This window comes from Achromobacter dolens (assembly GCF_902859745.1).
Taxonomy (GTDB): Bacteria; Pseudomonadota; Gammaproteobacteria; order Burkholderiales; family Burkholderiaceae_B; genus Achromobacter; species Achromobacter dolens.
Map to the genome: position 1 here is coordinate 13,659 of NZ_CADIJW010000053.1, position 23,092 is coordinate 36,750.

Here is a 23,092-nt window from a genome sequence, read left to right on the forward strand (position 1 = left end):
ATTGGCATGGACAGCCTGAGTGGTATCGGCGTTTTCGTGCTGGTGGCGGACACGCGCAGCTTTGCCGAGGCGGGGCGGGTGCTGGGCGTGTCGCCGTCGGCGGTGGGCAAGAGCGTGGCGCGGATGGAGGCGCACCTGAAAGTGCGGCTGTTCCACCGCAGCACGCGCCACATCACCCTGACCCCGGAGGGCGAGAAATTCCTGGAGCGCTGCCGCCGCATCCTGTGCGAGGTCGAGGCCGCCGAGCTCGAACTGTCGGAGGCCGCCGGCACGCCCAGCGGCCGGCTGCGCGTCAGCCTGCCGCGCTACAGCCGGCTGTTCGAGCCCGCCATCGCCACCTTCATGAAGCAGTATCCGCAGGTGCGGCTGGACCTGGATTTCACCGATCGCATGGTCGACGTGATCGGCGAGGGCTACGATGCCGTGGTGCGCTCCGGCGAGATGCAGGATTCCGGCCTGAAGCGCCGCCGCCTGGGGCCGTTCCGCCGCATCCTGGCGGCCTCGCCCGATTACCTGGCGCGGCATGGCACGCCGCGCCGCGCCGCCGACCTGCTGGGCCATTGCTGCCTGCACTATCGCTATCCCAGCACCGGCAAGCTGGAGCAATGGCCGCTGAAGACGGCGGCCGGCGCGCCCGCGCCCGAATTGCCGCTGACGCTGGTCTGCAACAGCGTCGAGACCCGCATCTTCCTGGCGCTGGGCGGGTTGGGGATCGTCTGCCTGCCGGATTTCACCGTCCGGCAAGAGCTGGCCGCGGGCAAGCTGGTGACGGTGCTGGACGAACGCACCCGGGGCAATGCGACCATGTGGGCGGTGTGGCCCGCCAGCCGCCATCCGTCGCCCAAGCTGCGCGTGTTCGTCGATCATCTGGCGCAGCAGTTGTTTCCCTGAGAGGGGCCTGCCAGGCGAGCCCAAGCCCGGAATTCCCGGCGCCAGGCTCGCCCGCCACAACCGGACTGCCGATCGAAGGCCGCCAGCAGTCCAGCCGTCCAGGCACGAACCCTGGCACCCCGGAGGCGGCCCAGCCGCCGGGCAATCCGCCCCGTTCCTGGCTTGATATATGATGTTCGTCATATTCGCCCTCGACGATGTTTCCCCTTCAGGAGAACCGCGCATGACTTCCGCTTCGACTCCCGCCGGCAGCGCCTCACCGCAACGCGAGCCCAGCCTGGTCGACCAGACCGGCGCCGGCCTGGATGGCCTGGCGCAACTGCGCGCCTTGCTGGCCTCGGGCCGCAAGCCGGGCATCCTGGTGTCGCTGGATTTCGATTTCGTCGAGGCCGAGGAAGGCCTGGCGGTGTTCGCCGGCACGCCCGGCCCGCACGCCTACAACCCGATCGGTACGGTGCATGGCGGCTATGCCGCGACCCTGCTGGACTCGGCCTGCGGCTGCGCGGTGCATTCGCGCCTGTCGGCCGAACAGGCCTACACCACGCTGGAGCTAAAGGTGGCCTATCACAAGGCCATCACGCGTCACAGCGGCCGGCTGCGGGCCGAGGGCAGGGTGCTGTCGTTCGGCCAGCGGGTGGCGTACGCCGAGGCCAAGCTGACCGATGCCGAGGGGCGCCTGCTGGCGTCGGCGACCTCGACGCTGCTGGTGTTCGCGCGGCCGGCGGCCTGACGCGGCGCGGCGAGTCGCGGCGCAGACCGGCGCGGTCGCGGCGGTCTGCGCCGTCCTGAAGGGCGCGGGGCAGCGCATGGCCGCTGCCCGCGCGGCATGGCCCGGCTCTTGCCGCGCTTGCGCGCCTGGCTGGCGTAGTATCGTCGGCCTGCAAAGCAAAAAGAGGAGACAACACCATGAATGCAGCCATCCCGGCGGCCGCCGGCAGCCTGGACGATATCGTGGCCATGCCCGCCCACGCGCTGTCGGACGCGATCCGCCAGCGGCGCGTGTCGTGCCGCGAAGTGATGACCGCTTATCTGCGCCATATCGACGCGGTCAACCCCAAGCTCAATGCGCTGGTCGCGCGGCGCGAGCCGCAGGAGCTGCTGCGCGAGGCCGACGAACGCGACGCGCAGTTGGCGGCGGGGCAGTGGCTGGGCTGGCTGCACGGCATGCCGCAGGCGCCCAAGGATCTGACGGCGGTGCGCGGCATGGTGACCTCGATGGGTTCGCTGGTGTTCAAGGACCAGGTGACGGGCCACGACTCCATCGTGGTCGAGCGCATGCGCGCGGCCGGCGCCATTTTCATCGGCCGCACCAACGTGCCGGAGTTCGGGCTGGGCTCGCACACCTACAACCTGGTCTATGGCACCACGGTCAATCCCTATGACGTCTCCAAGAGCGCGGGCGGCAGCAGCGGCGGCGCGGCGGCGGCGCTGGCCGCGCGCATGCTGCCGGTGGCCGATGGCAGCGACTTTGGCGGCTCGCTGCGCAACCCCGCAGCCTTCTGCAACGTGTACGGCATGCGGCCGTCGGCGGGGCGGGTGCCGTTTGGCCCGTCCAGCGAGGTGTTCCTCAAGCAACTGTCGTATGAAGGTCCGATGGGCCGCACGCCGCGCGACGTGGCGCGGATGCTGGCGGTGATGGCGGGGCCCGATGCGCGCGTGCCGCTGTCGCTGGGCGACGATCCGGCCGTATTCGCGCAGCCGCTGGAAGCCGACCTGCGCGGCCGGCGCATCGGCTGGCTGGGCGACTGGAACGGCTATCTGGCGATGGAGCCGGGCATCCTGGATCTGTGCGTCCAGGCGCTGGCCGATCTTGGGGCGGCCGGCTGCCAGGTGGACGATTACCGCGTGCCGTTCGACGGCGAGCGGCTTTGGCGCATCTGGCTGGCCCACCGCCATCTGATGGTGGGCGGGCAGTTCCATGCGCTGGTGAACGATCCGCAGACCCGCAAGCTGGTCAAGCCGGCGCTGATCTGGGAGGTCGAGGGGCTGGACGGCATGACCGCGCGACAGGTCTACCAGGCCACCGAGGAGCGCAGCGCCTGGTACCAGGCCGTGCTCGGCATCTTCAAGGAGGTGGACTACCTGGCGGTGCCGTCGGCGCAGGTGTTCCCGTTCGATGCCCAACTGGACTGGCCCCGGCAGATCGCCGGGCGCGCCATGGATACCTACCACCGCTGGATGGAGATCGTCACGCCCTGGACGCTGGCCGGCTGCCCGGTCATCAGCGTGCCCGTGGGGTTCGGCGCCGCCGGGCTGCCGATGGGAATGCAGTTGATCGGGCCGCCGCGCGGCGACCTGGCGGTGCTGCAACTGGCGCGCGCCCATGAGCAGGTGCGCGACTGGGTCCAGGCGCGTCCGCCGCAGGGCTTGTGGGGCTAGGGCGGGCGCCGGCTTGCGGCTGTCCGCTACGCGTTGTCACACGAAAACACAAGCCCGTGTAACCGGGCTTGGCTTTTTCCCGACGAAGCGGGGACGGAATTGCGGGTTTGCCCTGTTTTTCCGTAGCTGACAGGGCTCGCCTTTGCAATAATTGTCGATTATTTCCACATCTGGTCATGAATGGGGCGTCCTCCGGTATGAAGAATCTGACACTACGCGAGCGCATCATCGCCAGCTTCCTGGTGATCCTGGCCATCATGGGCTTGATGGTGGTGGTCGATTACCAGCGGCTGCTGCAGGTCGAGGCCGAGGCCAGGTCGATCAACACCGACGCCGTGCCCGGCATCTACTACAGCACCTCGATCCGCGCCTCCTGGTTCGCCGGGTTCGTGGCGGTGCAGGACGCTTTCAATACCGACACGGAGCAGGAGCGCCGCGCCGCGCTGGCGGCCCTGCCGCGCAGCGACCAGCAGTTGCAGGAGAACATCGACCAGTACCGCCGCACGGTGCTGCGCGGCGAAGACCAGCGCATGTTCGAGGAATTCGAGAAGACGCTGCAGGCCTACATGCGCATCCGGGCGGAGATCCTGGACCCGGCGGTGTCGACCGATCCCGTCCGCGCGCAGGCCAAGATCAAGGCCGACCTGCGTCCGGCGTTCTACCTGGGGCGCGACGTGCTGGCCAACATGGTGGCGGCCAACAAGCAGCAGGCCGATGAATCCGCCATCGGCATCCAGCGGGCGGTGGACAAGGCCGAGGTCGGCATGCTGGCGTCGCTGGGGCTGGCGGTCATCGCCGCGGTGATCTGCGGCATCCTGTTGATGCGCGCCATCGTCAATCCCATGCGCAGCATCGTCAAGACGCTGGAAGCCACCGGCGGCGGCGACCTGACGCGCCGCCTGACGCTGTCGCGCAAGGACGAGTTCAACACGATCGAGAGCGGCTTCAATGGCATGGTCGACGAGCTGACCGGACTGGTCGGCAAGACCCAGCGCTCGGCGGTGCAGGTGGCCACCTCGGTGACCGAGATCGCGGCCACCTCCAAGCAGCAGCAGGCCACCGCGTCGGAAGTGGCGGCTACCACCACCGAGATCGGCGCGACCTCGCGCGAGATATCGGCGACGTCGCGCGAGCTGGTGCGCACCATGACCGAGGTGTCCAACGCCGCCGAGCAGACCGCGTCGCTGGCCGGCAGCGGCCAGGTCGGCCTGGCGCGAATGGAAGATACCATGCGCAACGTGGTCGGCGCGGCCGGCTCGGTCAACGCCAAGCTGGCCATCCTGAACGAGAAGGCCGGCAATATCACGCAAGTGGTCACCACGATCACGAAAGTGGCTGACCAGACCAACCTGCTGTCGCTGAATGCCGCCATCGAAGCCGAAAAGGCCGGCGAATATGGCCGCGGCTTCGTGGTGGTGGCGACCGAGATCCGGCGCCTGGCGGACCAGACCGCCGTGGCCACCTACGACATCGAGCAGATGGTGCGCGAGATCCAGTCGTCGGTGTCGGCCGGCGTGATGGGCATGGACAAGTTCTCGGAGGAGGTGCGGCGCGGCATGGCCGATATGCAGCAGGTGGGAGACCAACTGTCGCAGATCATCCAACAGGTGCAGACGCTGGCGCCGCGGGTGCTGATGGTCAACGAGGGCATGCAGGCGCAGGCCACGGGCGCCGAACAGATCAATCAGGCGCTGCAGCAGTTGAGCGACGCCGCGCAGCAGACGGTGGAATCGCTACGCCAGTCGAGCCTGGCGATCGAGGAGCTGACGCTGGTGGCCAACGACCTGCGCAGCGGCGTGTCGCGCTTCAAGGTCTGACGCGCCATGTCCGAGCAGGCCCCGATCCCTTTCGCGGCCGCTGGCGCCACCGCCGGGCGCCGGCTGTACCTGCTGTTCCGCATCGCCGCGGACCGCTATGCGCTGGACGCCGCCGACGTGATCGAGGTGTTGGGCATGCGCACGTTCAAGCAGGTGCCGGGCACGCCGTCCTGGGTGGCCGGCATGTTTGACTGCCGCGGCGTGGCCGTGCCGGCCATCGACCTGAGCGCGCTGGCCGGCGCCGGCGCGGCGACGCTGGTGACCAGCACGCGGCTGGCGCTGGTGCGCTACCGGCCCGCGGGCGCGGCCGATGAACGCCCGCTGGGGCTGATCCTGGAGCAGGCCACCGAGACCGCGCACTATGATCCGGCGGCGTTCCAGCCTTCCGGCCTGGAGACGCCGCAGGCGCGCTACCTGGGGCCGGTGCTGAGCGACGGCCGTGGCATGGTGCAGGCGGTGAGGGTGGCCGACCTGTTGCCCGACGCGGTGCGCACGCTGCTGTTCCCGGCGGGAGCGACGTCATACGAAGGAGCCCGGGCATGACAGGGGTGGATGCCTTCAGCGCGGTGCTCAAGCGCAAGATGGGGCTGGACAGCGGCTCCATCGGCAGCGCCGCGATCGAGCGGGCGGTGCGCCACCGCATGCAGGCGGTGGGCAGCGACGACGAGCAGGAATACCTGGCGCGCCTGCAGACCTCGCCGGCCGAGATGCAACAGTTGATCGAGGCGGTGATCGTGCCGGAGACCTGGTTCTTCCGCTATCCGGAATCGCAGGCGGCAATGGCGACGCTGGCGCGCGAGCGCCTGTTCGCCCCGGGGGCCGAGGCGCGCGCGCTGCGCGTGCTGAGCGTGCCCTGTTCCAGCGGCGAAGAGCCGTATTCCATCGCCATGGCGCTGCTCGACGCGGGGGTGCCGCCCGCCCGCTTCCAGATCGACGCGGTGGACATCAGCGAACGCATGGTCGAGTTTGCCCGGCGCGGCTGTTATGGCCGCAATTCGTTCCGGGGCGACAACCTGTCATATCGCGACCGCTACTTCACCGAGACCGCCGACGGCCACCAACTGGCCGACGCGGTGATGGCGCGGGTGCGTTTTCTGTCGGGCAACCTGTTCGACGCGCATTTGCTGCCGAACGTGCCGCCCTACGATTTCGTGTTCTGCCGCAATCTGCTGATCTACTTCGACGCCGCCACGCAGGAGCGGGCGGTGGCGCTGCTCAAGGGCTTCGCGCGCCGCGACGGCGTGCTGTTCGTGGGGCCGGCCGAGACCAGCCTGATGACCGGGCGGCGCCTGCCGGCGGTGCCGCTGGCGCGCGCCTTCGCCTTCCACGCCGAACCGGCGGAACCGGCGGCGGCCTGGACGCCGCCCGCGCCTCGGTCGCTGGCGGGGCAGATGCCTGCCGCTGCATCGGGCCACGCATCCGCCCGCCTGCCGACGCAAATACCGGCTCCAACGCCGCCTCGGATGTCGACCTCATCGCCGGGCGCCCAGGCGCCGGCAGCAGGCGCGCGCGCCGCCGCGCCGTCGCCGTCCGCGTCACGCCCGTCGCCCGCCGGCTTGCCGGCCGGCGCGGATATCAAGGCCGCCTTGCGCGCCATCGCGGTGTTGGCCGACCAGGGGCGGGTGCAGGAAGCCATGGCCCGGTGCCGAGCCCACCTTGCCGAGCATGGCGCCAGCGCCGAAGCGCTGTACCTGCTGGGCCTGCTGCAGGACGCGGGCGGCGACACGCGCCAGGCCCAGGCGGCCTATCGCAAGGCGCTGTACCTGGACCCGACCCATCGCGAGGCGCTGCTGCACCTGGCCGCGCTGGTCGAATCCGAGGGTGACGCGGAAGGCGCCCGCCGACTGCAGGCGCGCGCCGCGCGCCAGGAGGCCCGCCGTGAGTGATTTCCTGGCCAGCCTGGCGCAAGTGGACGACTGCTGGAACCGTATCGGCAGCCGCGGCGACAAGCGCTGCGAGCGCCTGCCCGAGTACGTCCATTGCCGCAATTGTCCGGTGTATGCCGGCGCGGCCAAGCGCATCCTCGACCGCCTGCCGCCGCAGATCGACACGCCGGAGGACGGCGCGGCGCCCAAGGTCCAGGCGCGATTGTCGTCGCTGCTGGTGTTCCGCCTGCAGGGCGAATGGCTGGGCCTGCCGACCAGGACGCTGGATGAGGTGGCCGGCACCCGCGCCATCCTGTCGCTGCCGCACCGGCGCGACCCCGCGGTGCTGGGCGTGACGAACGTGCGCGGCACGCTCACGGTCTGCGTCTCGCTGGTTCGTCTGCTGGGCCTGGACGGCGCGGCGGTCGACAACGGCCGCGAGCGGCCCGCCGCGGCGCGCATGCTGATCTTCGGCGGCGCGGGCCGCGCGGTGGTGCTGCCGGTCGATGAAGTGGAAGGCATCCACAGCGTGGACCTGGAGGCGCTGGAAACGCTGCCGGCCACGCTCGAGGGGGCCAGCCTGAAGTACTCGCGCGGGGTCGTTCGTTGCGGCGCCCGCAGTGTCGGGGTGCTGGACGAGACCCTGTTGATGCAAGCATTGGAACGGAGCCTGGCGTGAACCCGGACCAGATGCGCGATGCCTCCCTGCTGGAGCTGTTCCAGTTGGAAACCCGCAACCAGGTGCAAGTGCTGAACAACGGCCTGTTGGCGTTGGAACACGATCCGACCTCGGCCGCGCAGCTCGAGGCCTGCATGCGCGCGGCCCATTCGCTCAAGGGCGCGGCCCGCATCGTCGATCTGCATCCGGCGGTGCGCATCGCGCACGCCATGGAAGACTGCCTGGTGGCGGCGCAGGAAGGGCGCCTGCGGCTGCAGGCCGCCGACATCGACGCGCTGCTGCAAGGCACGGACCTGCTGCAACGGGTCGCCACGCCCGGCGCCGAGCTGGGCGACGCCATCGACGAGCTGGTGGCGCGGCTGTCCAATGCCCCCAATGCACCGCCGGCCGCGCCGGTGGTCGAGCGCGCGCCCAAGCCTTCGGATTTCCTGCCGCCGATCCACCAGCCCGACGATCCGCCGCCGGCGCCGCCGCCCGGACGCCGCAGTTCCGACCAGGCGCTGGGCGAGGGCGAGCGGGTGCTGCGCGTCACGGCCGACACGCTCAACAGACTGCTCGGCCTGTCCAGCGAGACGCTGGTCGAATCGCACTGGATCGCGCCGTTCAGCGCTTCGATGCTGCGGCTGCGGCGCCTGCAATCGGGCGCCAGCCAGGCCCTGGACAGCCTGCGCGCGGCGCTGGCCGGCGTGCAGGTGGACGCCCGTGGCCAGGCCGCGCTGGACGACGCGCAGCGCATCGTCCAGGCCTGCCAGCAGGAGCTGATCCAGCGCGCCGGCGAGGTCGACGAGTTCGGTTGGCGCATGGGCCATCTGGCGCAGCGCCTGTACGACACCGCGCTGGCCTGCCGCATGCGGCCGTTCGGCGACGGCCTGGGCGGCATGGCGCGCATGGTGCGCGACCTGGGCCGCTCGCTGGGCAAGCAGGTGCGCCTGGAGATCGAGGGCGATTCGACCCAGGTGGACCGCGACATCCTCGACAAGCTGGACGCGCCGCTGATGCACCTGTTGCGCAACGCGGTGGATCACGGCATCGAGATGCCGATGGACCGGCTCGACGCCGGCAAGCCCGCCGAAGGCCGCATCCGGCTGTCGGCGCGCCATGCCGCCGGCATGCTGCTGATCGAATTGAGCGACGATGGCGCGGGCATCTCGCTGGACCGTCTGCGGGTCGAGGTGGTGCAGCGCAAGCTGACCAACGCCGAGACCGCCGCCCGCCTGAGCGAGGCCGAGCTGCTGGAATTCCTGTTCCTGTCCGGCTTCAGCACGCGCGGCGAGGTCACCGAGATCTCGGGCCGTGGGGTCGGGCTGGACGTGGTGCAGACCATGGTGCGGCAACTGCGCGGCGCGGTGCGCATTCACCAGCAGACCGGGCAGGGCACGCGCTTCGTGCTGGAGATGCCGCTGTCGCTGTCGGTGGTGCGCAGCCTGCTGGTCGAGGTGCAGGGCGATATCTACGCGTTTCCGCTGGCCTACGTCAGCCACGCCTTGCAGGTGCGGGCCCAGGACATCGAGCAACTCGAAGGGCACCAGCATTTCCGCTTCATGGACCGCCAGATCGGCCTCGTGTCGGCGCGCCAGATCCTGCATTCCGGCGCGCCGGCGCCGGCCGCCGAGACGCTGCCGGTGGTGGTGGTGGGCGACCATGACCGGCTCTACGGGATCGCCGTGGACCGCTACGTGGGCGAGCGCACGCTGGTGGTGCAGCCGCTCGATCCGCGCCTGGGCAAGGTGCAGGACGTGATGGCCGGCTCGCTGATGGACGACGGCACGCCGCTGTTGATCCTGGACGTCGAGGACATGCTGCTGTCGGTGCAGAAGCTGGTCGAGGGCGGCCGCCTTGCCAGGGTGGACGGCGGCGGTCCGGTGGCGCAGGCGCGCCGCCGCAAGCGCGTGCTGGTGGTGGACGATTCGCTGACGGTGCGCGAGCTGGAACGCAAGCTGCTGCTGAACCGGGGGTTCGAGGTGGCGGTGGCGGTGGACGGCATGGACGGCTGGAACATGCTGCGCAACGAGGCCTTCGACCTGGTCGTGACCGACGTCGACATGCCGCGGATGGACGGCATCGAGCTGGTGTCGCGCATCAAGGCAGATCCCAAGTTGCAAAGCCTGCCGGTGATGGTAGTGTCTTACAAGGATCGCGAGGAAGACAGGCGGCGCGGGCTGGACGCGGGCGCCGACTATTATCTGGCCAAGGGTAGTTTCCACGACGACGCCTTGCTGGACGCCGTGGAAGACCTGATCGGAAAGGCGCGGACGTGAGAATCGGAATCGTCAACGATCTTCAGATGGCGGTGGAAACCCTCAGGCGCGTCATCGCGCTGGAACCGGGGCTGGAAGTGGCGTGGGTCGCTTCCAATGGCCAGGAGGCCGTCGAACAGTGCGCCCTGGACCGGCCCGACGTGGTGCTGATGGACCTTATCATGCCGGTCATGGACGGGGTCGAGGCCACCCGCCGCATCATGGCTGAATCGCCCTGCGCCATCGTGGTGGTCACGGTTGACGTGGCGCGCCATACCGCGCGGGTGTTCGACGCCATGGGCTATGGCGCGCTGGACGCCGCCGACACGCCGGTGGTGGGCGGGGCCGACCTGCGCAGCGCGGCCGCGCCGCTGCTGCGCAAGATCCGCAATATCGGCTGGCTGATCGGCCGCTATGGCGCCAATCGCACCGCGCTCAGCCCGGTGCCCCGGGCCGCCGCGCACGCCGACCCGTCGCAGGGCCTGCTGGTGATTGGCGCGTCGGCCGGCGGTCCCTCGACGCTGGCGCAACTGCTGCGCGACATCCCGGTCGGCTTTCCCGCCGGCATCGTGCTGGTGCAGCACGTGGACGCCTCGTTCGCGGCCGGCATGGCGGACTGGCTCAACGACCAGATCGCCCTGCCTGTGCGGCTGGTGCGCGAAGGCGAACGGCCGGCGCCGGGGCAGGTGCTGCTGGCCGGCACCGACGACCATCTGCACCTGCTGGCCGATGGTACGCTGCGTTACACCGAGAATCCTAAAGAAAGCCTGTACCGACCCTCTATTGATGTATTTTTCCATAGCGTCGCGCAGCACTGGCGCGGCCTGGCCGTGGGCGTGCTGCTGACGGGCATGGGGCAGGACGGGGCGCGCGGCCTGAAGGCGCTGCGCGAGCGCGGCTGCCTGACCATCGCCCAGGATCAGGCCACCAGCGCGGTCTATGGCATGCCCAAGGCGGCCGCCGCCATGCAGGCCGCCGTTGAAATCCGTCCGTTGAACACGATCGCACCCCGCTTGATCCAGGCGTTTGCCTGAGCCGGCGGACAAAGTAGAAAGCAAGGAAGACGCTATGCACCCTCCCATTGACAGCCCGGCCTCGGCCGACCTGAACTCGCACGCGGCCATGGTGCTGTTGGTGGACGATCAGGTCATGGTTGGCGAGGCCATCCGCCGGGCCCTGGCGATGGAGGGCAACATCGACTTCCACTATTGCTCGGATCCGTACAAGGCGCTGACCGTCGCGGTGCAGACGCGGCCCACCGTGATCCTGCAGGATCTGGTGTTGCCGGGCGTGGACGGCCTGAGCCTGGTGCAGGAATACCGCAACCATCCGGTCACGCGCGACATTCCCATCATCGTGCTGTCGACCAAGGAAGATCCGGCCATCAAGAGCGCGGCGTTCGCCGCCGGCGCCAACGACTACCTGGTGAAGCTGCCCGATTCAATCGAACTGGTCGCGCGCATCCGCTACCACTCGCGCTCGTACTTGGCGCTGGTGCAGCGCGACGAAGCCTACCAGGCGCTGCGCCAGAGCCAGCAGCAGTTGCTGGAAAGCAATATGGAGCTGCGCCGCCTGACCAATTCCGACGGCCTGACCGGGCTGGGCAACCGCCGCTATTTCGACGAATACCTCAACGCCGAATGGCTGCGCGCGCGCCGCGATGGCCGTGAAATCAGCATGCTGATGATCGACGTGGACCATTTCAAGTCCTACAACGACACCTATGGCCACATCGCCGGCGACGAGGCGCTCAAGCGCGTGGCCAACACCATCTTCGCCAGTTGCGACCGCTCCACCGACCTGGCCGCGCGGTTTGGCGGCGAGGAATTCGCGCTGGTGCTGCCGGGCACGCCGGCGGGCAGCGCGCGCCTGGCCGCCGAGAAGCTGCGCCGCGCCGTCGAGGCCATGCAGATTCCGCAGAAGGACACCAACGGCGGCCCCTGGTTGACCGTCAGCATCGGCACCGCCACCGCCGTGCCGGCCGCCGACCAGCCGTGCACCGACCTGATCCAGGTGGCCGATCGCGGCCTCTATCAGGCCAAGAACCAGGGCCGCAACCGCGTGGTGCAGGGACCGATGCCGTCCGCCGCGGATACGCCCGACGCTTCCTGACACGCCTTGCGATTGGGGTTTCTCGACCGCGGATCCGCATCACAGGTGCAGCTTGGTCGACGACTTCACTTCGTGCATCGACAGCGTGCTGAGCAGTTCCTTCACGCCGGGCAGCGTGCGTAGCCGGTTGCGCACGAATTCGGAATAGGCGTCGAAGTCGCGCGCCACGATGTGCAGCAGGTAGTCGTGCTGGCCGGTGGTGTTGTGGCAGGCCAGCACTTCGGGCATGGCGGCCACCGCCGCCTCGAACGCGTGGCAGGTTTTCTCGGTGTGGTTGTCCAGCGAGATGCTGACGAACGCCACCACGCCCATGCCGAGCGCGCGGCGGTCGAGGATGGCCTGGTAGCCGCGGATGACGCCCGAACTTTCCAGGCGCTTGAGGCGCTTCCAGCAGGGCGAGGCCGACAGCGACACGCGCTCGGCCAGTTCGGCGTTGGAGAGGCGGCCATCTTCTTGAAGGATTTTCATGATTTTCCAATCGATCGCGTCAAGTTGATGTAACAAGGCAGTCTCTTTCATGGTTTCAATGCTGTGGGAAACGATATTTCCCATTATCCGATTCCTGAAGCAGAAATGGAAAGAATATTGTGGCCGGACGCGCCCATACTCGCTGCATGCCCTGGCCGGCGGCGCTATCGTGTCCCAATCCGTGATATCGCCGTCAGGTAGGCCGCACTTCCCCCATCGAGAGGCACGCCATGAGTTATTCCAGCTATCACAAGAAAGACATCTCCGGCCGTCCGCTGCACGCCGAAACGCAGATGATGTCGTACGGCTTCGATCCGTTCCTGTCCGAGGGCGCGGTCAAGCCGCCGGTGTTCCTCACCTCGACCTTCGCCTTCCGTTCGGCCGAGGACGGCGCCGAGTTCTTCGACCTGGTGTCGGGCCGCAAGCCGCTGCCGCAGGGCGAGTCGGCCGGGCTGGTGTACAGCCGCTTCAATCATCCCAACCTGGAAATCGTCGAAGACCGTTTGTCGCTGCTGGACGGCTCGGAGGATGCCGCGGTGACCTCCAGCGGCATGTCGGCGATCAGCGCGGTGTTCCTGGCGTTCCTGCGCCCGGGCGACCAACTGGTGCAGTCGGTGCCGCTGTATGGCGGCACCGAGACGTTGATCGCGAAGATCTTCCCGGAATGGGGCATCGGCTCGCACCCGATCCACGACGGCCTGTCGGCGCGAAGCATGCGCGAGGCGCTGGAAGCGGCCGCGGCCAAGGGGCCGGTCAAGCTGTTCTACGTGGAAACGCCGGCCAATCCGACCAACGCGCTGATCGACTTCCAGGCCATGAAGGCCGAGCTCGACGCGTTCGCCGCGCGCCACGGCTACCGCCCGATATCGGTGTGCGACAACACGCTGCTGGGCCCGATCTTCCAGAAGCCGGCCGAGCATGGCGTGGACCTGTGCGTGTATTCGCTGACCAAGTACGTGGGCGGCCACAGCGACCTGGTGGCTGGCGCGGTCACTGGCGCCAAGGACCTGATCAAGAAGGTGCGGGCCATTCGCAGCGCCTTCGGCTCGCAGCTCGATCCGCATTCGTGCTGGATGATCACGCGCTCGATGGAGACCGTGGTGCTGCGCATGAAGCAGGCCGCGCGCAGCGCCACCCGCGTGGCGCAGTGGCTGGCCGGCAATCCGCACGAGAAGGTGCGCATCTATCACCCCGAGACCATCGCCGACGAAACCTATCAGGCGGTCTACAAGCGCCAGTGCACCGGCCCGGGCTCGACCTTCGCCTTCGTGCTCGACGGCGGCCGCGCCAAGGCGTTCCGCTTCATCAATGCGCTGCGGCTGTTCAAGTCGGCGGTGAGCCTGGGCGGCACCGAATCGCTGGTGTGCCATCCGGCCTCGACCACCCACTCGGGCGTGCCGGCGCCAGCGCGTCGCGCAGCGCCGCCAGGTCGGCGGGCGTGTCCAGGTCGGTGATGTAGGCGCGGTTGGCGCTGTCGAAGACGGCATGGCGCCCGCTGCGCGGGTCCAGCCATTGGCGCAATCCGACGCCGGCCGGCAGCGCGTCGGCGGCGCGCGCCGCGGCGGCCGACAGCAGCAGCGGATGGCCGGGCGCGCCGTCGATGCGCGGACGCAGGCTGTCGGTGCCCGGCGCGCAGGCGCGCCATTGCGCCAGCAGGTCGGCGATGGCGCTCGCGTCGAGCAGGGCCAGGTCGGCCAGCACCAGCAGCAGGTCATGGTCGGGATGGGCGCGGGCGTGTTCGCGCAGCGCCAGGCGCTGCGAGTCGGCGAGCGTGGCGTCCGGCCGCGCCTGAGCCAGCGGCGTGATCGCGGCGCGTTGCGCCAGCGGCGCCAGGACGTCCGCGTAGGGGCCGATGACGACGCGCACCGGCGCGACGCCCGCCTCGCGCAGGCTGCGGGCCAGCCGTTCCAGCAGGCTCACCCCGTCGATGCGCAGCGCCGGCTTGGCGCGGCCGCCCAGCCGCGATCCCCGCCCGGCGGCGAGGATGATGGCGGCGATCGGGACGGGCATGACGCGATCAGGTGGAGCAGGCGCCGGCCAGGTCGACGGGGGCCATCCGGACGCCGTCGCGCGTCTTGCCGGCGGCCACGCTGTCGAGCGCGCCGTGCGCCACGCCGTTCTTGGCGGCGACGATCTCGGCCATGATGGAGAGCGCGATCTCGGCGGGCGTCTTGCTGCCGATGTAAACGCCGGCGGGGCCGCGCAATCGCGCCAGGTCGGGGGCGCTCAAGTCGAAATGCTCGCGCAGCCGCGCCCGGCGCGCGTCGCTGTTGCGGCGCGAGCCGATCGCGCCGACGTAGAACGCTTGCGACCGCAGAGCGTCGATCAGCGCCAGGTCGTCGAGCTTGGGATCGTGGCTCAGCGCGATGACGGCGGTGCGGCGGTCGGGCCGCAGGCGCAGGATCAGGTCGTCGGGCATCTCGCGGCTGTGAACCGCGCCCGGCATCGTCCAGGCTGGCGACTGGGTATCGCGCGGATCGCACACGATGACCTCGAAGCCCAGCGTCAGCGCGATCTGGCACAGGTAGGCGCTGGTGTCGCCGGCGCCGATCACGATCAGCCGCACCGACGGGCCGAAATACGAGGTGAAGGTGGCGGCCGTCAGGCGCGGCAGGCCGTCGGCGGGGCCGGGGCGCAGGCTGACGGCGCCGGTGGCCAGGTCCAGTTCGCGCTCGATGCAGTCGCGGCGCAGGCAGTGTTCCAGCAACGCGGGCAACTGGCTGGCGGGGCCGATGGCCTCCATCACCAATTCCAGGGTGCCGCCACAGGGCAGGCCGAACTGGCGCGCCTGGTCGGCGTGCACGCCGTAGCGCAGCACCTCGGGCCGCGCCGCCGGGGCCGCGCCGGCGCGCACCCGCGCCACCAGATCGTCCTCGATGCAGCCGCCGGACACCGAGCCCGCGACCTCGCCGCGGGCGTTCAGGGCCATCAGCGCGCCCGGCGGCCGCGGCGCCGAGCCCCACGTGCGCGCCACGGTGACGAGCCACGCCGGCACGCCGTCACACTGCCATTGCGCGGCCTGCTGCAGGACCAAGGTGTCGATATCAATCATGCGGACCTCGGGGAGCGGTCTGGATGGGCGAGGACGGCGCGCACCACGTCGGGCGTGAAGGGCGCCTGATGGAAGCGCCTGCCGGTGGCGTCGAACAGGGCGTTGGCGATGGCCGCCGGGCCGGGGACCGAGGCGGATTCGCCGGCGCCCATGGGCGGCTGGTCCTGGCGTGGCATGAGCAGCACGTCGATGGGCGGCAGGTCCTTGAAACCGATGATGGGATAGCCGCCCCATTCGCGGCTGGCCACGCCGGCCGCGTCGAACCGCACGCGCTCGAGCAGGCAGCGGCTCAGGGTCTGGTTGATGTTGCCATGGATCTGGTGGCGCACGCCATCGGGGTTGACGATCATGCCGGTGTCCTGGCCGACGACCACGCGCGAGAGGATGATGCGGCCGCTGGCGGGGTCCACGCTCAGATCGATGACCCAGGCGGCCCAGGCGGCGCCGAAGCCGGGGAACTTGCTGTGCACGTAGCGCGCGTAGGCCACGCCACGGCCATGCAGGCGGCCGTCGGCATCGGGCGTGCCGCGGCTGCCGGGCGTTCGTTCACGCCAGCCGGCGCGCGCCGCGGTCGCCTCCAACAGCGCGATGGCGCGCGTGTCGTCCAGGTGCCTGAGCCGGAACGCGACCGGGTCGGCCCCGGCCGCCTCGGCCAGCTCGTCGATCATGCAGTCGTGCGCGAACGAGCTGGGCAGCGCCGAGACGCCCCGCAGCCACGAGGCGCGCACCAGCGGCGCGGTGTCGTGGCAGACGATGCGGCGGCTGGCATAGCGGTAGGGCGGCACCGCGGTGCGGTCGCCCATTTCCAGCACGCGCGGCTCGCCCGGCACGGCGCCGGTCAGCAGCAGCGCCAGCAGCGGCGCGTCGTTGGACGGATAGCGCACCTCGAAGTCATAGGCCAGCAACTGGCCCTCGTCGTCCAGCGCGGCGGCCACGTCCATGAGTTGGCCCGTGCCCTTGGGTTCCCACTGGTGTTCCTGGTCGCGCATCAGTTGCACCCGCACCGGCGTACCGACGGCGGCCGACAGCAGCGCGGCGTCGGCGCAGACGTCGTCGGCGCAGTTGCGGCCATAGCAGCCGGCGGCCTCCATGCGGATGATCTCGATGCGGTCCTCGCCCAGCTTGAGCAGGCGGTTCAGGTCGGCGCGCAGCATGTGCGGATTCTGCGTGCCGGCCCACACGGTGAGGCGGCCGTCGCGATGGTCGGCCACCGCGCATGAGGGCCCGATGGACGCGTGCATCTGGTAGGGCCAGACGTAGGTGCGGCGCAGGTGCACGGGGGCGGCGGCACAGGCGGCCTCGACGTCGCCTTCCTCCAGCAGCAGCCGGCGGCGCGCGGGGTTGGCGCGGATGGCGCTGGCCAGGTCGTCGAGCGCGGGCGCGGGCGGCACCGGCTTCCAGCGCACCTTGAGCGCGCGCATGGCGGCTTCGGCCTGTTCCTCGCGGTCGGCCACCACGCCGATGAAATCGCCTTGCACCACCACCTGGATGCGGCCTGGCAGGTGCGCGACGGAATCGCTGTCGACGCTGATCAGGCAGCGGCCGATGAAGTCGCCGGCGTCGCGGCCGGGGTGCGGCGGGCGCACCACGCGGCCGTGGCGCATGCCGGGCACGCGCACGTCGTGCACGAAGCTCAGTTCGCCGGTGGCCTTGGCCGGAATGTCGACGCGCGCGACCGCGCTGCCGACCACGGTGTAGTCGCGGGCCGGCTTGAGCCGCACCTGGGAATCATCGGTGGCCAGCTCGAGCCGGGTGTGCTGGCCCTGCACCAGTTGACCGTAGTGCAGGGCGCGTTCGTCGCCCGCATCGGCGGGACGCACGATGCCGTCGCGCAGGCGCAGCGTGTCCGCCGCCACGCCCCATTGCCGCGCGGCCCGCGCCAGCAGGCGCTCGCGCGCCTGGGCGGCGGCGCGGCGCAACGGCGCGGCCGAGATCTGGATGCTGGCGCTGGCGATGGTGGGCCCCTGGTTGGGGGTGGCGTTGGTGTGGCCCAGCACCATTTCCAGCCGCGCCATCGGCACGTGCAGTTCCTCGGCCACGATCTGCGCCAGCGCGGTGCGGATGCCGGTGCCCAGGTCGACGTGACCGTTGAAGGCCAGCGCGCGCCAGCCGCCCGGCGCGGCATCATCGGCCAGCACCGCCACGAAGACCTCGGGCGTGTCCTGCACGTAATCCGAAACGACACCCGGCTGCCCGGGCGCCGGACGAGGCGGCGCGGTCGGCGCGCGCACGACCAGCAGCGCGCCGGGGTGGCTCAGCAGCGCGTCGTGCAGCGCGCGGGGATGGGGCAGGTTCATGGGCGAAGGCGATCCGGGCCGATCAAGGATTATGCCGCCAGCGCGCCGATGTCGGCCAGCGCCTGATCCAGCGGCATGACGGCGGCGTACTTCTGCGCCATGTCGAACAGGTTGGCCTCGTGCGGCCCGAGCGCGCGGTCGCCGCAGCAGTCGGACACCACCAGCGGCCGGAAACCGGCCTGCATGGCGTCGACCACGCTGGCGCGCACGCAGCCGCTGGTGACGCAGCCGGCCACCACCAGCGTCTGCACGCCGCGCTGCGCCAGCCACGGCGCCAGCATGGTGCCGTAGAACGCCGACGGCGTGCTTTTGCGCACCACGTACTCGCCGGGCGCGGGCGCCAGTTGCGGCACGATGGCGCTGTTGTGGCTGTCTTCCTTCAGGGTCAGCATGCCCGGCACCTTCAGGCAGAAGATGTTGCTGTCGGCATCGTCGTCCGAGAACACGATGCGGCTGTGGGCCACGGGCCACCCTTGTTCGCGCGCATGCGCCAGCAACGTCCGGGTGCGTTCGATGGCCGGCGGGATGTTGCCGCCGCCGAACACGGCGGGGTCGGCGAAGCCGTTGACGAAATCGATGATGAGCAGGCCGAACGGCGCCTTCAGCGGCAGCGGCGTGCCGAAGCCCTGGCGGGCATAGGCCGAGATATCCCCGGCGGGAACGGTGGTTGTCATGCCAGCTCCTTGCGGCGGGCGGCGCGCGCCAGCCCGGGTTCGTCCTGCACCACGCCGTCGATGACGACGGCGCGATCATCCAGCGTCACGGTGCAATGGCGCATCGGGATGTCGATGTGGCAGGCGGTGGTGCGTTGGCCGCCGGCCTCGTTGTTGGGCCCCATGGACCAGAGGAAGTTGCCCTCGAAGGCGCGGGCGTCCATGCCGATGTGGGTCTCCTTGCCGTAGTGGCCCAGCATCGACCAGTGCGCCCGCGGCTGCAGGCCCCAGCCGATGTGCGAGACGGCGTACGCTTCCGGGTCTTCATACGACGCCATGTAGTCGCGCAGCACCTCGGCCTGCAGGCCGCCCTGGATGCGGGTGACGTAGCCGCGTTCCACGGTGAGGGTGATCGGGTCGGTGACGTAGTCCTTCATCGGCAGCAGGATGTCGCCGCGGTCCAGCACCACCTGGCCGTTGCTGTGGCCTTCGTCGGGCCAGGTCAGCACGAAGCCGCTGGGCCAGTGGTCCCAGCGCCCCGGCTCGTCGACGAAGCCGTATTCGGAGATCGCCGGAAAGCTGCCCAGGCGGCATTGCAGGTCGGTGCCGGCCCGGGAGGTGATGCGCATTTGGCTCGCCTCGGCGATTTGCGCGGCGGCCGCGCGCACGCGGGCGCGGTCGGCCTCGGTCGGCACCAGGCGGCACAGGATCTCGGGCGGCTCGACCGCCAGCAGGATCTTGGTGCCGCCCTGCAGGATCTCGTGCTGCTCGGGCGAGAACAGCAGCGTCATCAGGTCCAGCACCAGGTCGCTGGCCTTGAGCGCGGCGATGGCGGCGGGGTTGCCGGTCAGCGGCGTGGTGCCCAGGTAGGCCAGCGAGTCGCGGCTGAGGGATTTTTCGCCGTTGACCGGCGGCAGATCCAGGCGGTTGACGCGCGCGCCCATGTCGCCGGCGGCGGCGATGGCGCAGCGCAGCGTCTGCGGATGGGTGTCGGCGCCGGTGAGCACGGTCACGGTCTGGCCGGCTTCGAGGCGGGAAAGCGTGAGCACCTGTTTCCAGGCGCGGATCAGGTCGATGTCGCTGACGGGCATGGCGGACTCCTGTCCGGTAAAGGGGGAAAAGGGGATTCAGCCGCGCGGCTCGAGAAAGTCGCCCAGCGCCTCGTGGAAGCCGGCCTCGTTGTCCCACGGGATCATGTGGCCGGCGGCGGGCACGCGCCGGTGCAGGGTGTCGGGCGCCAGGCCCTGCCATTCGGCCACGTCCTCGTCGCCGACCACGCCGCCGTTCTCGGCGGTCATCAGCAACTGCGGCACGCGCACCCGCGGCAAGTCGGCATGGATGTCGTCGCGGCCGAAGTCCTCGAAGCTGCGCACGATGGCGGGCTCGTGGCAGGTGTGCAGCCATTGCGCGCGCAGGCGCCGCTGTTCCTCGGTCCAGGTGGGGCAGAAGGCGCGCATGGCCTCGGCATCCATGCCGTGCGTGGCCTGGCGGATCGAGTCGACGTACCAGGCCAGCTTGGCGGGGTAGGGGCGGCGGCCCGGGCCGGAGACGGGCGGGTCGACGATGACCAGCCGCGTCAGGCCGGCCGGCTGGCTGCGTGCCGCGCGCACCGCGATGCGTCCGCCCATGGAATGGCCCATCAGGGCGTAGCGCTGCAGGCCCAGCGCCTGCGCCAGGGCAAGCACGTCGGCGGCCTGCGCGTCCAGGCTGTAGTCCAGGCCGGGGTCGGCGCTGGACAGGCCGCGGCCGCGCACGTCCAGCACATAGGTGTCGTAGCGCTGGCCCAGGCGCTCGGCCACGAAGCCCCAGGTGACCGCCGGGCTGGTGATGCCAGGGATCAGGATGAGCGCGTCGCGTTCGGCGCGCGCGCCGTCCGCGCCGCCGTAGCGCAGGTAGTGCTGGCGGATGCCGTTGGCGTGGACGTTGGCGCCGTACAGGAAGGTGCTGGATGGTTGACTCATGCCGTGCTCCGGGTGGGTCGATGCCAGGACGGGATCCGACGGTCATTGCTTGCGCCGCGCAGGGCGCGGATCGAGCGTGATGACGTGAAGCGCGGATCCATCTTAGGGTTTTCGATAAATTAAAAAAACAGTGTAGACGCTCTATTCTTGCAAACAGCGAGGTGAATCGCAAAGCCGATGTTCATAGTGGTTTTTACCTATATGTGCATAAAAATGCACTGTTTTGGACGCAGGCGAACAGTTTCGGATCCACGATGGTGCGGTTTTCCATCTGGAAAAAATAGAGTGTATGCATAGAAAAGTAGGAGAGCCTCTTGTCTAAATCCCCCCGCATCGCCGTGATCGGCGCCGGCCTCGGTGGCGCCGCCACCGCCTCGCTCCTGCTGCAGGAAGGCTTCGACGTGCGCGTGTACGAACAGGCGCCGAGTTTTTCGCGGCTGGGCGCCGGTATCCACGTCGGTCCCAACGTCATGAAGATCCTGCGCCGCATCGGCATCGAGGACGCGCTCAACGCCCAGGGTTCGCACCCCGACTACTGGTACAGCCGCCACGGCCTGACCGGCGACGTGCTGGCGCGGATTCCGCTGGGCGACTACGCCGTCAAGACCTACGGCGCGTCGTACCTGACGGTGCACCGCGGCGACTTCCACGCCCTGCTGATCGAGGCGCTGCCCGAGCGCGTGATGGCGTATTCCAAGCACCTGGTCGGCGTCACCGACCGCGGCAACGACGTCGAGATGCGCTTTGCCGACGGCAGCGTCGAGCATGCCGACATCGTGATCGGCGCCGATGGCGTCAATTCCCACATCCGCGAGGCGCTGCTGGGGCCCGAGCCCCCCAAGTACGCCGGCTACCTGGCCCACCGCGCGGTGTTCCCCACGCCCGAGGTCAAGGCCGGCATGCTGCCGTTCGACGCCTGCGTGAAGTGGTGGACCGATGACCGCCACATGATGACGTACTTCGTCACCAGCAAGGCCGACGAGCTCTACTACGTGACCGGCGTGCCGGTCGAGCAATGGGACCTGAACGACCGCTGGCTGCCCAGCAGCAAGGACGAAATGCGCGAAGCCTTCCAGGGCTGGCATCCCACGGTGCAGGCGCTGATCGACGCCACCGTCGAGGTCACCAAGTGGTCGCTGCTGGAGCGCGACCCGCTGCCGCTGTGGAGCCGCGGCCGCCTGGTGCTGCTGGGCGACGCCTGCCACCCCATGAAACCGCACATGGCGCAGGGCGCGGCCATGGCCATCGAGGACGGCGCGATGCTGGTGCGTTGCTTCAAGGAAGTCGGGGCGCATAATCACGAACTGGCTTTCGCGCTGTACGAAGCCAACCGCGCCGAGCGCGCCAGCAAGGTGCAGCGCATTTCGCACGACAACACCTGGCTGCGGACCAATGAGGACCCGAGCTGGTGTTTCGGCTACGACGTGTTCAGCGAGCCGCTGGTCGAACCGAAGGCCAAGGCGGCGGCCTGACGCGCCCGCCGTCCTTCATCCACCAGACCTTCGCCACGCACACCATGGGACATCCCGCCAACACCCCGCCCGCCGCCGAGCCGATCGGCCTGAAGGTCAACGGCAGCGTCGTGCGCGTGGCGGCGCCGCCGGCGACCTCGCTGCTGCTGGTGTTGCGCAACGATCTGGCCCTGAGCGGGCCCAAGTACGGCTGCGGCCTGGGCGAGTGCGGCGCCTGCACGGTGCTGATCGACGGCGTGGCGGCGCGGTCCTGTGTGATTCCGGTGAGGGCGGCGCAAGGGCGCGAGATCACCACGCTTGAAGGCCTGGGCTCGCGCGAGCGGCCCGGGCCGACGCAGCGCGCCTTCATCGAATGCCAGGCGGCGCAGTGCGGCTATTGCCTGAACGGCATGATCATGACGGTCGAGGCGCTGCTGCGCCGCGACCCGGCGCCGTCCGAGCAGGCGCTGCGCAGCGAGCTGCATCACAACCTGTGCCGCTGCGGGACGCATGTCGAGATCATGCAGGCGGCGTTGCGCGCGGTGCAATTGCGGGCCGAGGCGGCGCCGCGCGGGTCCGAAGGGGCTGGCGCATGAGCGCGTTGCTGCCCGAGGCCTCGGCGGGCGCCATCGCGCCGCCGTCCGATCTGCTGCATGGACTGACCCTGTGCCCGCCCGCGGCCCGCTGGGACGGCACGCGCTATCGCGGCAGCGCGCTCGAGAGCGTGAACCTGGAGCAAGCGCGGGCCCAGGCGGGCGTGGTGGCCGTGGTGCGGCGGGAGCACTTTGTCGGCGTGGTGGCGGTGACGCCGGCGCATGCGCGGCAGGCGCTGGCCTGCATGGCGCCCGTGTGGCGCGGCGATGGCCCGCCTGCGCGCGAGGCAACCGTGATCCGTTCGGAAGCGGATCCGGACGACCAGCGTGAGTATCTATGGCGATCTACTGAAACGGCGTCCGGCGCGCGTGTCGCGGCCTGGTACCTGGACGGCCGACTGACGCTGTGGCTGCCGCCGCCGGCGCCCGCCTCGCAGGCCTGGCTGCGGCGCGAGCTGGCGGCGCTGATGGATTGTCCCGGGCACGCGGTGCGCCTGGCCGACTGGCCGCAGGGCGCGGCCGAGGCCGGCCTGCCGCCGCACGCGCTCGATCTGCTGGACGCCGCCGCGGACGCCGCGCTGCTGTCCGAGGCGGTGGGGCGGCCTGTATGCGTGGCCTGCCGGCCGGCGGCCGCGAC

Annotated in this window: 19 protein-coding genes and 2 pseudogenes; 14 read left to right on the top strand and 7 right to left on the bottom strand. The window is 70.0% G+C overall.

Annotation, left to right across the window (positions count from 1 at the left end):
* Window positions 1-6 precede the first annotated feature (6 nt).
* The 10 genes from HV783_RS24945 (at window position 7) to HV783_RS24990 (ending at window position 11,980) form a co-directional block, all read left to right on the top strand.
* Window positions 7-891 (top strand): LysR family transcriptional regulator, encoded by an 885-nt coding sequence (locus HV783_RS24945; protein ID WP_116792417.1) that lies wholly within the window; start codon window positions 7-9, stop codon window positions 889-891.
* 223 nt (window positions 892-1,114) lie between these two features.
* On the top strand, window positions 1,115-1,621 hold the full coding sequence (locus HV783_RS24950; protein ID WP_054502362.1) for a PaaI family thioesterase: 507 nt from the start codon (window positions 1,115-1,117) through the stop codon (window positions 1,619-1,621).
* 176 nt (window positions 1,622-1,797) lie between these two features.
* On the top strand, window positions 1,798-3,270 hold the full coding sequence (locus HV783_RS24955) for an amidase (protein ID WP_064528888.1): 1,473 nt from the start codon (window positions 1,798-1,800) through the stop codon (window positions 3,268-3,270).
* A 197-nt stretch (window positions 3,271-3,467) separates the two neighbouring features.
* Window positions 3,468-5,087: a methyl-accepting chemotaxis protein gene (locus HV783_RS24960; RefSeq protein ID WP_054502364.1), complete on the top strand. Its 1,620-nt coding sequence runs from the start codon at window positions 3,468-3,470 to the stop codon at window positions 5,085-5,087.
* Between the two features lie 6 nt (window positions 5,088-5,093).
* Window positions 5,094-5,630 (top strand): chemotaxis protein CheW, encoded by a 537-nt coding sequence (locus tag HV783_RS24965; RefSeq protein ID WP_175190076.1) that lies wholly within the window; start codon window positions 5,094-5,096, stop codon window positions 5,628-5,630.
* Window positions 5,627-6,973 carry a CheR family methyltransferase gene (locus HV783_RS24970; protein ID WP_064528892.1) on the top strand — a complete coding sequence of 449 codons (1,347 nt, stop codon included), beginning with the start codon at window positions 5,627-5,629 and terminating at the stop codon, window positions 6,971-6,973. Before HV783_RS24965 ends, HV783_RS24970 begins: the two co-directional genes overlap by 4 nt.
* On the top strand, window positions 6,966-7,631 hold the full coding sequence (locus HV783_RS24975; RefSeq protein ID WP_054502367.1) for a chemotaxis protein CheW: 666 nt from the start codon (window positions 6,966-6,968) through the stop codon (window positions 7,629-7,631). The genes HV783_RS24970 and HV783_RS24975 overlap by 8 nt, the downstream gene beginning before the upstream one ends.
* Window positions 7,628-9,889, top strand: coding sequence for a hybrid sensor histidine kinase/response regulator (locus tag HV783_RS24980; protein WP_054502368.1), 2,262 nt, complete (start codon window positions 7,628-7,630; stop codon window positions 9,887-9,889). Before HV783_RS24975 ends, HV783_RS24980 begins: the two co-directional genes overlap by 4 nt.
* Window positions 9,886-10,902, top strand: a complete 1,017-nt coding sequence (locus HV783_RS24985; RefSeq protein WP_175190077.1) for a chemotaxis response regulator protein-glutamate methylesterase — start codon at window positions 9,886-9,888, stop codon at window positions 10,900-10,902. The genes HV783_RS24980 and HV783_RS24985 overlap by 4 nt, the downstream gene beginning before the upstream one ends.
* Window positions 10,903-10,936: 34 nt before the next feature.
* A complete protein-coding gene (locus HV783_RS24990) occupies window positions 10,937-11,980 on the top strand; it encodes a response regulator (RefSeq protein ID WP_054502370.1) in 1,044 nt (347 codons plus the stop codon).
* Between the two features lie 39 nt (window positions 11,981-12,019).
* Here the strand turns inward: HV783_RS24990 and HV783_RS24995 are convergent, their stop codons facing one another.
* Window positions 12,020-12,499: an Lrp/AsnC family transcriptional regulator gene (locus tag HV783_RS24995; RefSeq protein ID WP_081273688.1), complete on the bottom strand. Its 480-nt coding sequence runs from the start codon at window positions 12,497-12,499 to the stop codon at window positions 12,020-12,022.
* Between the two features lie 179 nt (window positions 12,500-12,678).
* Between HV783_RS24995 and HV783_RS25000 the strand changes: the two genes are divergently transcribed.
* On the top strand, window positions 12,679-13,902 hold the full coding sequence (locus tag HV783_RS25000; RefSeq protein ID WP_175190078.1) for a cystathionine gamma-synthase family protein: 1,224 nt from the start codon (window positions 12,679-12,681) through the stop codon (window positions 13,900-13,902).
* Between the two features lie 61 nt (window positions 13,903-13,963).
* Here HV783_RS25000 and HV783_RS29540 read toward each other — a convergent pair.
* The 6 genes and pseudogenes from HV783_RS29540 to HV783_RS25025 all read right to left on the bottom strand — a co-directional run.
* A pseudogene (locus HV783_RS29540) lies at window positions 13,964-14,458 on the bottom strand (NTP transferase domain-containing protein); the annotation flags it as partial.
* A gap of 7 nt (window positions 14,459-14,465) precedes the next feature.
* Window positions 14,466-15,500, bottom strand: coding sequence for an XdhC family protein (locus HV783_RS25005; RefSeq protein ID WP_175190079.1), 1,035 nt, complete (start codon window positions 15,498-15,500; stop codon window positions 14,466-14,468).
* Window positions 15,497-17,797, bottom strand: a complete 2,301-nt coding sequence (locus HV783_RS25010; RefSeq protein ID WP_175190080.1) for a xanthine dehydrogenase family protein molybdopterin-binding subunit — start codon at window positions 17,795-17,797, stop codon at window positions 15,497-15,499. Before HV783_RS25010 ends, HV783_RS25005 begins: the two co-directional genes overlap by 4 nt.
* Before the next feature lie 29 nt (window positions 17,798-17,826).
* Window positions 17,827-18,471: an N-carbamoylsarcosine amidohydrolase gene (locus HV783_RS25015; protein WP_175190081.1), complete on the bottom strand. Its 645-nt coding sequence runs from the start codon at window positions 18,469-18,471 to the stop codon at window positions 17,827-17,829.
* A complete protein-coding gene (locus HV783_RS25020) occupies window positions 18,468-19,541 on the bottom strand; it encodes a 2,5-dihydroxypyridine 5,6-dioxygenase NicX family protein (protein ID WP_054502377.1) in 1,074 nt (357 codons plus the stop codon). Before HV783_RS25020 ends, HV783_RS25015 begins: the two co-directional genes overlap by 4 nt.
* Before the next feature lie 36 nt (window positions 19,542-19,577).
* Window positions 19,578-20,411, bottom strand: coding sequence for an alpha/beta fold hydrolase (locus tag HV783_RS25025; RefSeq protein ID WP_144657725.1), 834 nt, complete (start codon window positions 20,409-20,411; stop codon window positions 19,578-19,580).
* Window positions 20,412-20,725: 314 nt separating this feature from the next.
* Here HV783_RS25025 and HV783_RS25030 point away from each other — a divergent pair, with 314 nt between their 5' ends.
* From HV783_RS25030 to HV783_RS25040, 3 genes and pseudogenes are all read left to right on the top strand, one after another.
* Window positions 20,726-21,883, top strand: coding sequence for an FAD-dependent monooxygenase (locus HV783_RS25030; RefSeq protein ID WP_054415567.1), 1,158 nt, complete (start codon window positions 20,726-20,728; stop codon window positions 21,881-21,883).
* 44 nt (window positions 21,884-21,927) lie between these two features.
* Complete coding sequence (locus tag HV783_RS25035) at window positions 21,928-22,458, top strand: (2Fe-2S)-binding protein (protein ID WP_175190082.1); 531 nt, start codon at window positions 21,928-21,930, stop codon at window positions 22,456-22,458.
* Window positions 22,455-23,092 (top strand): annotated as a pseudogene (locus tag HV783_RS25040) (cytochrome c); the annotation flags it as partial. The gene HV783_RS25035 and the pseudogene HV783_RS25040, both read left to right, overlap by 4 nt.

What these genes read in the sequence shown, in the direction of transcription:
- HV783_RS24945 (WP_116792417.1), top strand. Translation starts at nt 7, where the DNA reads ATGGACAGCCTGAGTGGTATCGGCGTTTTCGTGCTGGTGGCGGACACG.
- HV783_RS24950 (WP_054502362.1), top strand. Translation starts at nt 1,115, where the DNA reads ATGACTTCCGCTTCGACTCCCGCCGGCAGCGCCTCACCGCAACGCGAG.
- HV783_RS24955 (WP_064528888.1), top strand. Translation starts at nt 1,798, where the DNA reads ATGAATGCAGCCATCCCGGCGGCCGCCGGCAGCCTGGACGATATCGTG.
- HV783_RS24960 (WP_054502364.1), top strand. Translation starts at nt 3,468, where the DNA reads ATGAAGAATCTGACACTACGCGAGCGCATCATCGCCAGCTTCCTGGTG.
- HV783_RS24965 (WP_175190076.1), top strand. Translation starts at nt 5,094, where the DNA reads ATGTCCGAGCAGGCCCCGATCCCTTTCGCGGCCGCTGGCGCCACCGCC.
- HV783_RS24970 (WP_064528892.1), top strand. Translation starts at nt 5,627, where the DNA reads ATGACAGGGGTGGATGCCTTCAGCGCGGTGCTCAAGCGCAAGATGGGG.
- HV783_RS24990 (WP_054502370.1), top strand. Translation starts at nt 10,937, where the DNA reads ATGCACCCTCCCATTGACAGCCCGGCCTCGGCCGACCTGAACTCGCAC.
- HV783_RS24995 (WP_081273688.1), bottom strand. Translation starts at nt 12,499, where the DNA reads ATGAAAGAGACTGCCTTGTTACATCAACTTGACGCGATCGATTGGAAA.
- HV783_RS25000 (WP_175190078.1), top strand. Translation starts at nt 12,679, where the DNA reads ATGAGTTATTCCAGCTATCACAAGAAAGACATCTCCGGCCGTCCGCTG.
- HV783_RS25005 (WP_175190079.1), bottom strand. Translation starts at nt 15,500, where the DNA reads ATGATTGATATCGACACCTTGGTCCTGCAGCAGGCCGCGCAATGGCAG.
- HV783_RS25010 (WP_175190080.1), bottom strand. Translation starts at nt 17,797, where the DNA reads ATGAACCTGCCCCATCCCCGCGCGCTGCACGACGCGCTGCTGAGCCAC.
- HV783_RS25015 (WP_175190081.1), bottom strand. Translation starts at nt 18,471, where the DNA reads ATGACAACCACCGTTCCCGCCGGGGATATCTCGGCCTATGCCCGCCAG.
- HV783_RS25020 (WP_054502377.1), bottom strand. Translation starts at nt 19,541, where the DNA reads ATGCCCGTCAGCGACATCGACCTGATCCGCGCCTGGAAACAGGTGCTC.
- HV783_RS25025 (WP_144657725.1), bottom strand. Translation starts at nt 20,411, where the DNA reads ATGAGTCAACCATCCAGCACCTTCCTGTACGGCGCCAACGTCCACGCC.
- HV783_RS25035 (WP_175190082.1), top strand. Translation starts at nt 21,928, where the DNA reads ATGGGACATCCCGCCAACACCCCGCCCGCCGCCGAGCCGATCGGCCTG.